The following is a 14,467-nucleotide window of genomic DNA, read 5'->3' as shown; positions in this document are numbered from 1 at the left end:
CAGGTAACAGGTGACAGGTGACAGTGAAGAAACTAACGACTGACTAATAACTAATGACTGATCTGTTAAAGATACTCATAAATATCACTTTCGTTAATTGTGGCGATCTTAGTAAGAATCTCTAACCAAGTGGAAATTGCTAACTCTGGGGGTAAGTCTCCAGCAGCAATGTATCTGAGTAGCTCTTCTTTTTTAGAGAGGTTTTGCAAATTAGGAATTATTTGATCTAAAATTCCTTCTAATTCTGCATTCACTTGTTGATTAACTTCGCTGACATATTGGACAAGGTGAAGACTGGCACTAGTTGTTATTTCATCTCGCAACCGCAAGACAAAAAGTTGATGATTAGCAGTACGAGATGAAATTTGATTTCTGTCAGGAGACCAATCAAATATTTGCCCAATGGTGTGTTTTTCGTCTTGTCGTGCCAGGGGAAACATGATTTCTGGAGAAATTGATTTATCTTGGTTGTTGATTTCTAAGATAATCGCTTCTTTCCATTGGTTGGGGTCACATCCCAAGAGGAGTTTATAAAATAAGTCTGCTGCTTCTACACCAAATTTATCTTCAATAAATTCTTCCATTTCTGGGTTGAGAATCACCTGTAATTTTTCCCGTTCTAGAACTACTTGATGGGCTAATTTATTTAACAGGTCTACCACTGCTTGGCAAATGCGCTCGCGGGCAAATTCTTCTAGTTGTTTAACGGTTTTGGCAAACTCTGGATAAAAGTCATCACTCTTGGTCGGTAGAGAGTTATTAACTCTATTCCCTCGGTCAAATAATTTTCCGGCTGCACCTTTAGATTCTGCTATAGCAATCGTACCATTTTGGGATTTATTAAATAAAAAAGTCCACTGACTCCAATTGAGAATTCTAAAAGTCAGTTCATCTTTAATTACATCACTGACAACCACACCACGTCGGTCTTTAAGTGGTTCTTTACCCAAATCTTTTTGAACGCTTCTGTAGGTTTTCTCTAAGCTCTCAATTGCTAAGCTCAATTGAATTAAAGCTGGATTATCTGCTGTAGGTATACCTTGTTCATGAATTTCAGCTATGATATCTTTTAGTTGTTCCTGTTGTTGACGAATAACATCAGCCGACCTCCGAGTATCTTTATATAATTGCTTTAAACCGTGAGTAGCAACATGATTTTGAATTAATTCTCGCAGTTTATTAATACCACCATCTTGAGCAAAGTAATTTAATTGTCTACCCAGCGAATTACCAGGGTCTGTTGTTAGTAAACGTTCGCTTAATTTACCCCATTTCTGTTGTAATCGTTTGGAGCGATCTAGATAATCAGGATAATCTAGATTAGCGAGGAACTGCTCTGAACCGACTTTAATGGTAGTAGAACTTTTTGCTAATTCAGCTAATCCTAACAATGGAGATAATAAAACAATGCGGTCTTTTTCGGTTGTAAAAGCATCTGCACCATCAATAATGGTTTGCAGAACTTTCAACTTCTGAAAAACTACATCTGTTTGTAAAGGTTGAGCATTGGGATGATCCTCAATTAAGAAATCAAGAGTTCTTTCTCTACCTTCACTGTCTAAAGGTAATTGATCAAAGCGTCCCACACCAACAAGAATTAAATCTTTTAAATCTTGTCCTGGTCGTTGCTGTTGCATCATGGTGAAAATTTTGTTAGCGTGATCGCTCCCCGGTGATTTACCATTCAGCAATACTAAAATTGTCTGTACTTGTGCCAATTCTCGCAATGATAAAAAAGTGTCTCTTGCCCCAGAATTAGCTGCACCCAAGCCAGGAAAATCTAACAGTACAAATTCTTCTGCACCAGTTAAATCCCAAATTTCTCTGCATATTTTTACTTCAAGATGAACTCGACGAATCAAGGGAAAACTATTTTGTAGTAATTGAGTTTCCAGTATTTGGGGCGCACTGGGTAAGCGAATATGTGCCGATGGTATATCCTCAAATTTAAGAGTTTGAATCGCCATTGGCATTTCAGTGAGTTGTAACCCTTCATAGGCTGTAATCGCATCAATGTGATAATGCTTACTACACAAGGCCTCACCATAAGCTTGATAAGCCCGCAGGAATAAAAGTAACTCCCGCAACAGATAGCGTAATTCTAAATTATTTGAGCTTTTCCAGGCTTCTTCGCACCAGTTAGAAATATCTTTCCCAGTTTGAATTTTAGATACTTGTAAAGATGGCAGTCCGGCTGCTGTAGCGCGACGATTTGCTTCTCCTAACATGAAGTGTAAACACTCATTCACACCTTCATGAGATAAATACTCTACTGCATAATTACCTAGCTTAGTGGTAACAAAACTCTCCTGTGGTTTAATATGAATAGCGGTGACATTTCCAGTTGTAGGATTTTCACTCACTGGCAAAGCATCTGCATAACCAATTAAACTACCCAGTAGCAAACTCTTACCGCTACTAAATTCACCCATCACACCGATTTTTACGGGTGAAGTAGCCAGTTCTAAAGTCTTCTGTGCAGCCTCTCTTAAGCCCATAAGACAATCATCAAGGCTGGTCGGAACCCAATCTTCTTGTTGGGAAGGACGTTGGGGTACAGAGTCAATTTTACGGAGGATAAACTCACCGTACTCTTTAAACCTGGCTAGTTTGTCTGGTTCCATAGAGTGGTTTTCTGTCTAAGTTCATTTTCTGTGTGGGTTATAGCACAAAAAATGAAAACCTCCACTTTTGGTGCAACCAGGAAATAATTAAAAATTGAAAAACTCCTGATTTATTTTTTACGAAGGCAGCACGGGAGTTTGAAAGCCGTTGCCAGCCCTGTGTCTTTAGAGGTTAGTATAGTAGGTTGCCAGTCCCACGTAACTGTCGTGAAAAATTGATGCAAAAAGGGCGCACTTACACTTAAATATCGTAATTGCGGCCTCGCTTTCTTCTTCTGTAAAATTAAGTTCTGCAATTGTGTTATCAGATGGCTGCGATGAGACTATCCTCGATTTTTGTGCAGGAGCAGCCTTTGGATCTCTCTCTGAATCTCGAATGCATACAAAGTCATTGAGACTGTGAGGATTGGTGATACAAGTATGACCGTCATTAGTGTGGATTGATCTCTGGGTCAAATTAATACTAGCATGGGCAGGATTAATTTGACCCAGTGTAGATATAAACGATGTAAAAATTGAGGAACTGGCAAGTCAATTCAGTATGAGCTTTTTGTTCATAAACTTCCTAAAAAAAGATAATAGTCCCTATCTTTAGCGAACTGCAAACATCCAGAGATAAAACTGCAAACAACGCAATTTTGAAACCAAATTAACTGCAAATAAAGGGGGTCTCAAAACCAGATTATTTGCAAATGAAACTGCAAACATAACTTTCAAACGGCAAATAAGGGAAGCCGAAATTCGCAGTTATCTAGCTAAAGGCATCAGCAAACGCTCAATTGCTAAACTCGTCGATTGTTCACCTTCCACCCTCTACGACTGGTTAGAACGCAAACATCTCCACAAGAGCCACGATAAAGTTTGCTCAAACCAACCACCGTCAATCTTTATCTCAACAAATGGGGTTACGACCGCGATACCCTCCTGCAACAACGACCTGCTGTTCGCTGCCAGGCAGAATTAGCAATCAATGTTGGTATTTTGACCTCAGTCCATCAGACCTCAAGCAGGTTAAAGCACCAGCCTGGATAGAACCAGGGAGGGGGCATCCTCTGTTAATACTTTATAGTGTTGTGGATGACTGTAGTGGCTTTGCATACCAAGAATACCACTTTGTTTTGCGATTTAAGTACAGAAAAGGATGCTAAAGCACTGACTCAACCAGAACTAAGATAACGGAAATTTTTAGCTTTAATTCAAAAATGCCCTAAGCCTGTAGTGCTTTTTGTTGATTAAGCTCATGACATTCATGCTAGTACGTTAGTCAAGATTAGGCGTTTAATTTAATTAGTACGTCAGAATGGTTGCACTTTATCTGTAGTGCTACTGGGACATCCCAAGTTAAAAAACGATCTGCGCCGACCATCTTTGGAAGAGATTGGTGCTAGAACCAATATTTTTAGTTTAGAAGGTATTAGGGGACATCAGGTTGAGTATATAAAATGGCTGTTGAGCGACTGTATTCACGATGATTATCTGCCTGAAGATTTGATTACCAATGAAGCAATTGCATTTTTAGCAGAACGATTGACGACTCCATTGCAAATTGAACATTATAGGACTTACGCATTGATAAAGTAGCAAAATAGTGTAGTGATAAAAAATGTCATTTACTTAGCAGGTGTCCGAGAATTAGAGAAATAACCAAACCTTCTACAACAGAATGCAATCTGGAACATTACACTCTGTTTTTGCTATCAGAACCAAAGCATGGGGGATGTTGTAGATTGGCAGAGATATTGGAAAACGTTTCACATGACAGTGTGAATAGATTATTGCTCACAGAGAGATAGGTAGGACTTAGGCAACTGGGACAGGCGATGGGTGAAATATAGTACATCGGTATTAAATAAATCGGATATGGAAAGCTTTATCAACCCATCAGAAGTAGCTGCAACAGGAAACATTATTGAAATATTCATGAGAAAATAGGTAGGAGATTGTATTAGATAAATGTTCCTGACGGTAATGAGACTTACTAAACTTGATTACTGCCAATACTTATGAAGTAGTCAAATTAATTATACAATTACTAATTTAGCAGAGCATTTAGAAAGTATTAGCTATAATGCAATTAACTATTATTTAAAAACCGAAAAGTTAACATCTCGTTCACTATGGGATAAGGTGAAAGAGGTAGTAGAACCTGATGGTAATGGGTACATCATATTTGATGATAGTGTTTTAGACAAAAGATATTCTGAAGAAATAGAGATGGTGAGGAGACAATATAGTGGTAATGAACATGGCATACTCAAAGGAATTGGTGTAGTCAGTTGTGTATATGTGAATCCTAAAGTTCAAAGATTTGGGGTAATAGATTACCGAATTTTTAATCCTGATGTGGATGGTAAAACCAAGATAGACCATGTGAAAGATATGCTGCAAAACCTGGTGTATCATCAGCTTTTCCCATTTAATACTGTTCTGATGGACACATGGTACGCACTAAACAGTCTCATGCTGTATATTGATAGCTTAGACAAAATTTATTATTGCCCTTTAAAAAAGGATCGGTTAGTTGATGATACATTTGCCAAAGAAAAAGATAAACCTATTGAATTATGAGAATGGAGTACTGAAGAGTTAGAATGTGGTAAAATTATAAAAATTAAAGGGTTTCCCGCTCAGAAAAAAGTGAAACTATTCCGGGTTGCTGTTTCTACCAACAGAACGGATTATGTCGCTACTAAGGATTTATCTCAAAGTTCTACGAATGTTGTACAAGAGGTGTGTAAAATTCGTTGGGAAATTGAGGATTTTCACCGAGAGATTAAACAAATAACTGGCATTGAATCTTGTCAATGTCGTAAAGCTAGGCTTCAAATAAATCATATTGCTTGTGCAATGTTGGTTTGGATTAGATTAAAGAATCTAGCCTATCAAACTGGTCAAACTGTTTATCAGATCAAGCATAGATTCCTTTGTAATTATTTAATTCAGCAACTAAAACGCCCAAGTCTTCCTATGTGCTTGGTTTGAGTCCAATTGTTCCGTGCCAGGGCTACATCCCGCCCGCTATTTGTGCCAGTTGCGTAAGTCCTGATAGGAACCGAAAGATTTATTCGATACAGTAAAGAAAATCATAAATATAGTACGAGGGATTCCAAGTGTAGATAACACAGTAGTATAGAAATTGTATAGTGACCCAAAAAATGCAGAATTAATCAGTTATTTTTGGTCTGGGAAATATCATAAGAGCATCAAAGGGATAAATTTAATCACACTGTACTACAGTAATGTGTATGGAAATTCAGTATGAATAAATTACAGAATATACGACAAGAAGGAGGGAAAGACGAAGAAGGATTATTGTTAGGAAATGCTCAAGGAAGTGATTGATTGGAGTGTAAAACCAAGAATAGTTACAGGAGATAGTTGGTATTCAGGGGTAGAAATCTGAAAATTTTTAAAGACCCAGAAATTGGGTTTTCTATTTGGGATTGAGAAAAATAGAACCGTATCAAATAAACTGGAAAAGTATTGTCTATTAAGGAGTTTAGAAATTCTCGATGAAGGTTTGATAACTCATTTGAGAGCATTTGGATTGATCAAACTGTTTAGACAAGACTTCAAAAAAGAAGACTCTAGAGACTATATAGTGTATCTACCAGATCAAGAAGCTCTCAATCAAATCACCATGAATTTGTGACAATTCATGATACTCATTGGGGGATTGAAAGTTTTCATAGAGCCATCAAACAAGTATGTGGAATTTCTCGATTTATAGTTAGAGATAGCCAAGGAATTGAAACACAGATATTTTGTTCACTTCAAGCATTTGTTCGTTTAGAAATAATGCGCTCTGAAAACATAATTTCTAATTGGTATTAATTGCAAAGGAACTTATTCACTTTAGTTGTGCGCGACTACATTTTGGAAAATCTTACCAATGCTGGTGCTGCTTAATACTTATGGATGAGTTTTTTTGTCAATGCGTAACTCCTACATTATTTACAAAGGGCATTTGAAGATGCTTACCAAGCAGCAACTAAGCCTGTCACCCTTGATATGCCTGAAGCTGTCTTGACTGTTGAACTTAGCTATTTAGAACCTCGCTTAATATGGCATGGTTACACTGCTAAAGTACTATCTGAATTATTAAATACACGTGTAAGTGAGGTAAATTCTTTTCTACATGCTCAATTGTCTCCTAGTCGAACCCAAGATTTGAGAGACCAGATGTTAAAAACTGGAATTCCTTTGTATGCGTCAGAGGGAAATTAAATTAATATGAGAAATCCCACATCCAGAATTTCTCTGTTTTATTTGTGTTCAGTTCATTTTTCGCGAAATAGACATATGTGTCTGGTGTAAAAGTTCTTTTTTTCTGGACAGTTTGGTGACCATAAATACTGTAAATCAATCACAGTCAGCTTTACGGCTTATTGCCACAGAATGTGATTTCAAACCCGTTATTTGCCGTCTGAAAATTATGTTTGCAGTTTCATTTGCAAATAATCTGGTTTTGAGACCCCCTTTATTTGCAGTTAATTTGGTTTCAAAATTGCCTTGTTTGCAGTTTTATCTTTGGATGTTTGCAGTTTGCTACATCTAGGTTATTCGATTCACTATCAACGATCAAGTGAATTTTCGAAACCACTAAATTTAATAATAGAAAATGTAAGTGTAATAATAGAAAATGTTAAGGTGATTAAAATTGATCGTGTCCCAGCTGGTGAGCTACGTCGAATCATCCTTCTCAGGTCTGTTCGCACAGCGTTTCCGTAGGGTAGACAGGCTCTTGTATCTCATCTCGCGTATCAATCATTAAGATATGAAGTAGCCCATCCAGCGAGGAAAGCTATTATACATCGCCAAAACCAAAATAACATTGCCTACTCCCATGTTATCCACCTGAGTCATCTGATTGACACAGCTATACCGCAATGGACTGGTGATCCGAGTGTGAAATTACTACTCTTGCTGGACTCCAATATGATGGCTATTATCTGCGACGTTTTTCTTTAGGGGAACATAGTGCTACTCATATCAATGGCCCTATTAGTTTTCACAGTAACGGTATCAGCATTGACGAATACTCAGCCCAGTCGCTGGTAGTACCTGCGGTAGTCATAGATATCTGTAAACAAGCTGCAGCAAATCCTGATTATCTTTTAACTGTGGCTGATATTTTGGCATGGGAAGCAGAATTTGGGACTATTTCTGCTGAAAATGTCCTGCTACTTTATACGGGTTCGCAAACTAAATGGCTGGATAAAAACGGATTCTTAAACCAGGATGCAGGCCGAAATATGCAAATTCCAGGGTTTGGCAATGATGCCACCCAGTTTTTAACTACCGAAAGGCAAATTGCTCAAGTGGGAATTGATACAGACGGTGTAGATTCTGGACAAGATAATAATCTTACTACTAATCGTTTGGTCTTGGCAAAACAACCGATTGTCTTAGAAAACCTCACCAATTTAGAGCAACTACCGCCTCAAGGCACTACTATCTCTTTTCCTTCTTGGTCATTGGTATTCTCAGGTTGCGGGGTGGTTCTAGTTCTCCCGCTGCGGTAATACCATTGTTTTGAGTGCTAATTTGTACAAGTTTTTTACGCCTAAATGTAATAGTTTTTTCAGATCAGGTAAGATTGCTATAGAGACAAATACTCTGCTAGATTAGGGCAAATGAATCATATTAACTATCAATGTAAATCTAGATTCAGCTAAGATTTAGTCCTGATGAAGATAGATTGCAATATCAAATATGAAAAGCCAAATTATTTCTACAGCAGCCTTTTTGCTTACTATTAGTTTGCCAGTAACCGCGCAAGCTACAAATGATGACCAGATAAGACAATTGTTAGCCACTAAAAAATGTCAAAACTGTCAACTGATTAATGCTGGTTTGGCTTTGGCTGACTTATCAGGGGCTGATTTGAGAGGTGCTAATCTTGAAGGTGCTAACCTCAGCCGTGCCAATTTGACAGGTGCTGATTTGCGGAGCGCAAACTTGGCTGGTGCTAGTTTATTTGGTGTTAATTTAAGTAGGGCTAAACTCAATGAAGCAAATCTCACGGGTGCTGATTTGAGAAATACTTATTTAATGAATATAGAATTGACTAACGCTAACCTCAATGGTGCTAACTTTCAAGGTGCAGTGGGTATACCTTTGCAAATTGCTAAACCAGAGGAATTTTATGCTTGGGGTGTAGCAGCGGCTGATAAAGGCAACCTCAAACCAGCTATTGATTATTTTAGTCAAGCGCTCGCACTTAAACCGGACTATGCAGGTGCATACTTATCCCGTGGTGTAGCTAGTTACCAAAACTTAGACAGAAAAAATGCCTTGGAAGATGCCCAAATGGCTGCAAAACTGTTTGAAGAACAAAAAAATGCTGAGGGAGTGAAAACAGCACTAGCTTTTATTCTGGAACTAAAAACACCTTATGGTGAAAAAGTTACTACTGGTAAACCCAGTTTTATGGATTTTGTTGGTAGTCTGGGTTCAATATTACTGCAATTTTTGCCTTTTTAGGGGGGGATTGGGTACTGGGGACTGGGGACTGGAGACTGGGGGAGATGACGGAGATGGGGAAGTAATTTTCCTAATGCCCAATGCCCAATAACTAATAACTAATAACTAATGACAAAATTTTGAGAGAATTATTATATACAAAAATCGCAATTATAGCGATGATGGTAAATAAGGAAAAAAGATAGATGTCAGAAAATATTAAGAGTAAATTTATCACACAAGGGGTACAGCGATCGCCTAACCGGGCTATGTTGCGGGCTGTTGGTTTTCAAGATGCAGACTTCAACAAAGCCATAGTCGGTATTGCTAATGGTTACAGTACCATCACCCCCTGTAATATGGGGATTAACCAACTAGCACAAAGGGCAGAAATGAGCCTCAGAAATGCAGGTGCAATGCCCCAAGTTTTCGGCACAATTACCATCAGTGATGGGATTTCAATGGGAACAGAGGGGATGAAGTTCTCTCTGGTGTCACGGGAAGTGATCGCAGATTCCATTGAAACTGCATGTACTGGCCAAAGTATGGATGGTGTTCTGGCTATTGGTGGTTGTGACAAAAATATGCCAGGGGCAATGTTAGCAATCGCTCGCATGAATATCCCTGCTATCTTTGTTTATGGTGGCACAATCAAACCCGGACACTACGATGGCAAAGATTTAACCGTTGTTAGTTCCTTTGAAGCCGTCGGCCAACACAGCGCCGGCAAAATTGACGAAACCGAACTTTTAGAAATTGAACGCCGTGCTTGTCCTGGTGCTGGGTCCTGTGGTGGAATGTTCACAGCTAATACCATGTCTTCAGCCTTTGAAGCAATGGGAATGAGTTTACCTTATTCCTCAACCATGGCCGCAGAAGATGCCGAAAAAGCGGATAGCACAGAGAAATCCGCCTTTATCTTAGTCGAAGCCATCCGTAAGCAAATATTACCCCGGCAACTTATCACCCGGAAATCTATCGAAAATGCCATATCTGTAATTATGGCCGTTGGTGGTTCTACCAATGCAGTTTTACATTTTTTAGCGATCGCCCGCGCAGCTGGTGTAGAACTAACTTTAGACGACTTTGAAACCATCCGGGCCCGTGTTCCAGTTTTGTGCGATTTAAAACCCAGTGGTAGATACGTAGCCACAGACTTGCATAAAGCTGGTGGTATTCCTCAAGTCATGAAAATCTTATTAGTTCGTGATTTACTGCATGGTGACTGTCTAACTATCTCTGGTCAAACTGTAGCCGAAGTCTTAGCAGACATACCAGCAGAACCATCACCCAAGCAAAATGTAATTCGTCCTTGGGATCGTCCCATCTATGCACAAGGACATTTAGCTATTCTCAAAGGTAACTTAGGTACTGAAGGTGCAGTTGCTAAAATTACTGGTGTGAAAAAACCCATCATCACCGGGCCAGCGAGAGTATTTGAATCAGAAGAATCTTGCTTAGATGCAATTTTAGCAGGTAAGATTAAAGCAGGTGATGTGATCATCATCCGTTACGAAGGTCCAAAAGGTGGGCCTGGTATGCGGGAAATGTTGGCTCCCACCTCAGCAATTATTGGTGCGGGATTAGGTGATTCTGTGGGCTTAATTACGGATGGACGCTTTTCTGGCGGTACTTATGGGATGGTAGTTGGTCACGTCGCTCCAGAAGCTGCAGTCGGCGGTAATATTGCCTTGGTAGAAGAAGGTGATAGTATCACCATTGATGCTAATTCTCGATTATTACAAGTGAATATATCGGATGCAGAATTAGCTAGTCGTCGTGCTAACTGGCAACCGCGTCCACCACGTTATACAAAAGGGGTGCTGGCGAAATATGCCAAGTTGGTATCTTCTAGTAGTGTTGGTGCTGTTACAGACTTAGATTTGTTTGGTAATTAACCATTAAGAAGTAGGTGACGGAGGAAAGGAGTTTAAAAGTAGAGAAGACGCAAGAAATAAGGATTGATAGGGTAAAAACTCAAGTACTTTTTCCTATTTTTAATGATTCTGAAAACTTCTTAATTCCTCCTGAACTCCTGATAGCGGAGCGTGGCGATAGCCATACTCCTGAACTCCTACTTCTTCACGAATAAATTTTTCACCAAACCCTAATTAAGGGAGAATAAACGCATATTTTTTGAATATCCCCTTAGCTTGATCACTAGATAAAAATTGAGAAAAATTCCTAGCTAGATCAGGGTTTTTGCTGCGTTTAATAACTGCTAATGGATAAATAATGGCAGAGTGATATTTTTCGTCAGCCCCAACTACAACTTTTGCATTTTTGGAGATTTTTGCATCAGTAACATAAACTAATCCTGCGTCAGCATTTCCACTTTCTACAGATGCTAAAACTTGACGTACATTATTAGTATAAACCAGTTTTGGTTTGACCAATTCCCATATTTTTAATTTCTCCAGAACTTGTTGTGCATATTGGCCAGCAGGTACGCTTCTAGGTTCACCAATAGCTATTTTTTCGACTTTTGCATCTTTGAGATTATAAAAACTACTCACACGAGAAACATTATTTGGTACAACCAAAACCAAGCGATTTTTAGCGATGACAGTACGAGTACCGGGAACTAAAAGATTTTTTTGTTCTAAAGCATCAACTTGTTTTTTTGCCGCAGATATGAAAATATCCGCCGGCGCACCTTGTTCAATTTGTTGTTCCAAAGCACCAGAAGCACCAAAGTTATAACTAATTTTGACGTTTGGCTGACTTTGTTGGTAGAGAGGCTTAATTTCTTCTAATACATCTTTCAGACTGGCCGCAGCAGATATCAGTAAGTTCGTATTTAACTGCGCTTCTACAGCAGTTGGAGTCAGGATTGGTAAACTAATTGCTATGAGCACCGTAGCTAGTGCTGTAGCAATTAATATCATTAACCGTCTTCTTTTCGTTGAGAAAGTTTTTTCCATAACAATTGATACTCAATATGCCTTAGGCAAGATTACAAAATTTTTACCATGTAAGTTGGTAAATATTGGATAACTTTATTTAGAGGATGTCTGAAAACTTTGTCGTGTGGTTCATAACACCTGTTGATCCCCCTAAGTCCCCCTTTCTAAGGGGGACTTAGATTTCTTCTCCCCCCTTTCTAAGGGGGGTAAGGGAAGATCGTTAATTAACTTTGATACTTCTCAGACATCCTCTAAACAAATCCCTACAAGCAAGTAGCTTTCAGCCTTTTACCAACAAGGGGAAAAAATGCCCTACAGGTCCCTGTCCCTTACCAATTTCCAACGAATAAGTAAGTGCAGTTGTCACATAATCTTTAGCTTGTTGTACTGCTGTCCACAAATCTTTACCCAAAGCTAAATTAGCAGTAATGGCAGCTGATAAAGTACAACCAGTACCATGCGTATTCTTCGTTTCTATTTGTTGCGTCGTCAAAGTTTCCAACCGTTGACCATCAAACCACACATCTACACCACGCAAACTCCCAGACATTACCCCACCCTTCACCAAAACAGCCTTAATTCCTAATTTCTTAAATATGATTTCTGCGGCTGTTTGCATATCCTCTAAAGACACAATTTCTAACCCGCTTAAAATCTGTGCTTCATAACGATTAGGTGTAATTATCGCTGCTTGGGGAATCAGTTCATCACACAAAGTTTGCACAGCATCATCATCAATTAATTGCGCCCCCGTCCGTGATACCATCACTGGGTCAACTACCAAATGATCAATTTCTAAAGCTGTTACTTCCCGCGCTACAGCGGTAATAATTTCCTCATTTAGCAACATTCCCGTTTTGGCAGCTTGGACACCAATATCCTCAACCACCGCCCGGATTTGGGCAATAACAGCCTCTTTGCTCATCGCATCAACCCGCACCACACCCACAGTATTTTGGGCTGTAACGCAAGTAATAGCACTAGTACCGTGAACACAGTGAAAAGCAAAAGTTCGTAAATCTGTTTGGATACCCGCACCACCACCGCTATCAGAACCAGCAATAGTTAAAGCCACAGGTATTAATTTGGCGTTGGTTTTTATCATAAATAGGGAAAAGGGAGAAGTCAGTTCAAAATTCAAAATTCAAAAACTTTTACCTCTTGCCTTTTGCTTGCCTTCTTCTAACTTACCGCTGTTGTAATCGCTTCCTCTTGTCCAACTAAAGATAAATACGGTTCTTGTAAATACCGATTAGCTGCTGTCATTGCTAACTTGGAACTGACTTTCTTAATGAGTTCGGAAAATTCCTGGTCAAATTCAATTCCTAAACCTAAAATCTCATACCAACCGTATATTTGAGCTATTTGTCCGTTAGTTTGTTTACCCAATGCATACTGTCCCAAAATTTTATTCTTGGCTGTTTGCAGTTCGTCGGTTGATAGTTCAGTAGTACATAATAGTTCTACTTCTTGGCGTAGTCGTTGTAGGGCTATACTGGTATTTTCCGGTGCAGTACACATATAAACTATAAATGAGGCGGGAAAGAGGCGTGTGGAGAACATAGCAGAGACTTCATAGGCTAAACCTCTTTTTTCTCGTAATTCTACAAATAAGCGGCTAGAAAGCCCATTTCCTAAGTAGGTAGATAATAATTTCAGGGCTGCGTATCCAGGGGCGCTGACTGAGGGACCCATGTAGCCCAACATGACAACTGATTGCTGTGTATTTAAGGGTTTGAGGCAGGATTTGGGTTTGACAGAAATTGCTGGTAAATCTAGTATGGGACGTAGTTGGGGTGGTTGTGGCCAATCACCAAAAACTTCTCCTACTAAGTCTAAGGCTGCTTGTGGTGTAATGCGTCCTACAATACTAATAACGATGTTATCTGGACGAAAATGGGTTTGGTGAAATTCTACTAAGTCTGCACGAGTGATGCTGTTAATGGTTGTTTCTGTACCTAAGACCGACATTGAGTATGGGTGTTTTTGGTACATGGCCTGTCGCATTTGTTCAAAAGCCAAGTTAAAGGGTTGCTCTTTTTGGGAGCGAATATCTTGTAGTGCTAACCGTTTTTCTAGTTCTACTTGGGTTTCGGGAAATGTGGGCGATCGCAACAACAAGCCTGACAATGTTAAAATATCTGCAAAATCGGCACTCACTGTTTTCAAGGACAGTAAGAAGTAATCTGTACCAGCATGTGTGCTTAAACTTGCTCCTACTGATTCCACTTTTTCTGCAATTTCTAAACTCGATAAACCATCGCAACCCTTTGTCATTACTGATGATAACAAATGTGCTAAACCAGCTTTTTCCCGGTGTTCATAACAACTACCAGCACGCACAAAAATCCGCCCTGCAATAATATCCGCAGCTTGGTTTTCTACCACCAAAACAACAATGGCATTAGGTAATACAGTGCGATAAATAGAGGAGTTAGAATTATCTATATTTTGCATTCTTAATCAAGAGGT

9 protein-coding genes and 3 pseudogenes are annotated in these 14,467 nt (G+C 39.2%); 8 read left to right on the top strand and 4 right to left on the bottom strand.

The window, feature by feature from the left end:
- Positions 1-65: 65 nt before the first annotated feature.
- Entirely contained in the window at positions 66-2,624 is a 2,559-nt protein-coding gene (locus AAZO_RS01775) for a dynamin family protein (protein WP_013189962.1), read from the bottom strand.
- Between the two features lie 706 nt (positions 2,625-3,330).
- Between AAZO_RS01775 and AAZO_RS36330 the strand changes: the two genes are divergently transcribed.
- The 8 genes and pseudogenes from AAZO_RS36330 (at position 3,331) to ilvD (ending at position 10,987) form a co-directional block, all read left to right on the top strand.
- A complete protein-coding gene (locus AAZO_RS36330) occupies positions 3,331-3,588 on the top strand; it encodes a helix-turn-helix domain-containing protein (RefSeq protein ID WP_338027154.1) in 258 nt (85 codons plus the stop codon).
- 356 nt (positions 3,589-3,944) lie between these two features.
- Positions 3,945-4,205, top strand: coding sequence for a hypothetical protein (locus AAZO_RS25700; RefSeq protein WP_049790511.1), 261 nt, complete (start codon positions 3,945-3,947; stop codon positions 4,203-4,205).
- Between the two features lie 50 nt (positions 4,206-4,255).
- Positions 4,256-4,414 (top strand): annotated as a pseudogene (locus tag AAZO_RS36325) (IS701 family transposase); the annotation flags it as partial.
- Between the two features lie 226 nt (positions 4,415-4,640).
- Positions 4,641-5,606: pseudogene (locus AAZO_RS28290) on the top strand (IS701 family transposase).
- 67 nt (positions 5,607-5,673) lie between these two features.
- A pseudogene (locus AAZO_RS25695) lies at positions 5,674-6,533 on the top strand (IS701 family transposase); the annotation flags it as partial.
- A gap of 1,004 nt (positions 6,534-7,537) precedes the next feature.
- Positions 7,538-8,149, top strand: coding sequence for a cyclase family protein (locus AAZO_RS01745; protein WP_338027153.1), 612 nt, complete (start codon positions 7,538-7,540; stop codon positions 8,147-8,149).
- A gap of 190 nt (positions 8,150-8,339) precedes the next feature.
- Positions 8,340-9,110 (top strand): pentapeptide repeat-containing protein, encoded by a 771-nt coding sequence (locus tag AAZO_RS01740; protein ID WP_013189960.1) that lies wholly within the window; start codon positions 8,340-8,342, stop codon positions 9,108-9,110.
- A 185-nt stretch (positions 9,111-9,295) separates the two neighbouring features.
- The gene (gene ilvD / locus AAZO_RS01735; protein WP_013189959.1) at positions 9,296-10,987 is read left to right on the top strand and encodes a dihydroxy-acid dehydratase; all 1,692 of its coding nucleotides are present in this window, start codon (positions 9,296-9,298) and stop codon (positions 10,985-10,987) included.
- A gap of 213 nt (positions 10,988-11,200) precedes the next feature.
- Here the strand turns inward: ilvD and modA are convergent, their stop codons facing one another.
- From modA to AAZO_RS01715, 3 genes are all read right to left on the bottom strand, one after another.
- Positions 11,201-12,013 carry a molybdate ABC transporter substrate-binding protein gene (gene modA, locus AAZO_RS01725; protein ID WP_013189958.1) on the bottom strand — a complete coding sequence of 271 codons (813 nt, stop codon included), beginning with the start codon at positions 12,011-12,013 and terminating at the stop codon, positions 11,201-11,203.
- Between the two features lie 262 nt (positions 12,014-12,275).
- Positions 12,276-13,100, bottom strand: coding sequence for a bifunctional hydroxymethylpyrimidine kinase/phosphomethylpyrimidine kinase (gene thiD / locus AAZO_RS01720; protein WP_013189957.1), 825 nt, complete (start codon positions 13,098-13,100; stop codon positions 12,276-12,278).
- A gap of 77 nt (positions 13,101-13,177) precedes the next feature.
- Positions 13,178-14,452, bottom strand: coding sequence for a M16 family metallopeptidase (locus tag AAZO_RS01715; protein ID WP_013189956.1), 1,275 nt, complete (start codon positions 14,450-14,452; stop codon positions 13,178-13,180).
- Positions 14,453-14,467: the final 15 nt, after the last annotated feature.

The sequence above is a fragment of the 'Nostoc azollae' 0708 genome, assembly GCF_000196515.1.
In the GTDB taxonomy this organism is placed as follows: Bacteria; Cyanobacteriota; Cyanobacteriia; order Cyanobacteriales; family Nostocaceae; genus Trichormus_B; species Trichormus_B azollae.
This window is presented reverse-complemented; position numbering and strand designations above follow the sequence as displayed.

Coding starts and splice junctions, on each gene's coding strand:
- AAZO_RS01715 (WP_013189956.1), bottom strand. CDS start 14,452: ATGCAAAATATAGATAATTCTAACTCCTCTATTTATCGCACTGTATTA.
- thiD (WP_013189957.1), bottom strand. CDS start 13,100: ATGATAAAAACCAACGCCAAATTAATACCTGTGGCTTTAACTATTGCT.
- modA (WP_013189958.1), bottom strand. CDS start 12,013: ATGGAAAAAACTTTCTCAACGAAAAGAAGACGGTTAATGATATTAATT.
- AAZO_RS01775 (WP_013189962.1), bottom strand. CDS start 2,624: ATGGAACCAGACAAACTAGCCAGGTTTAAAGAGTACGGTGAGTTTATC.
- ilvD (WP_013189959.1), top strand. CDS start 9,296: ATGTCAGAAAATATTAAGAGTAAATTTATCACACAAGGGGTACAGCGA.
- AAZO_RS01740 (WP_013189960.1), top strand. CDS start 8,340: ATGAAAAGCCAAATTATTTCTACAGCAGCCTTTTTGCTTACTATTAGT.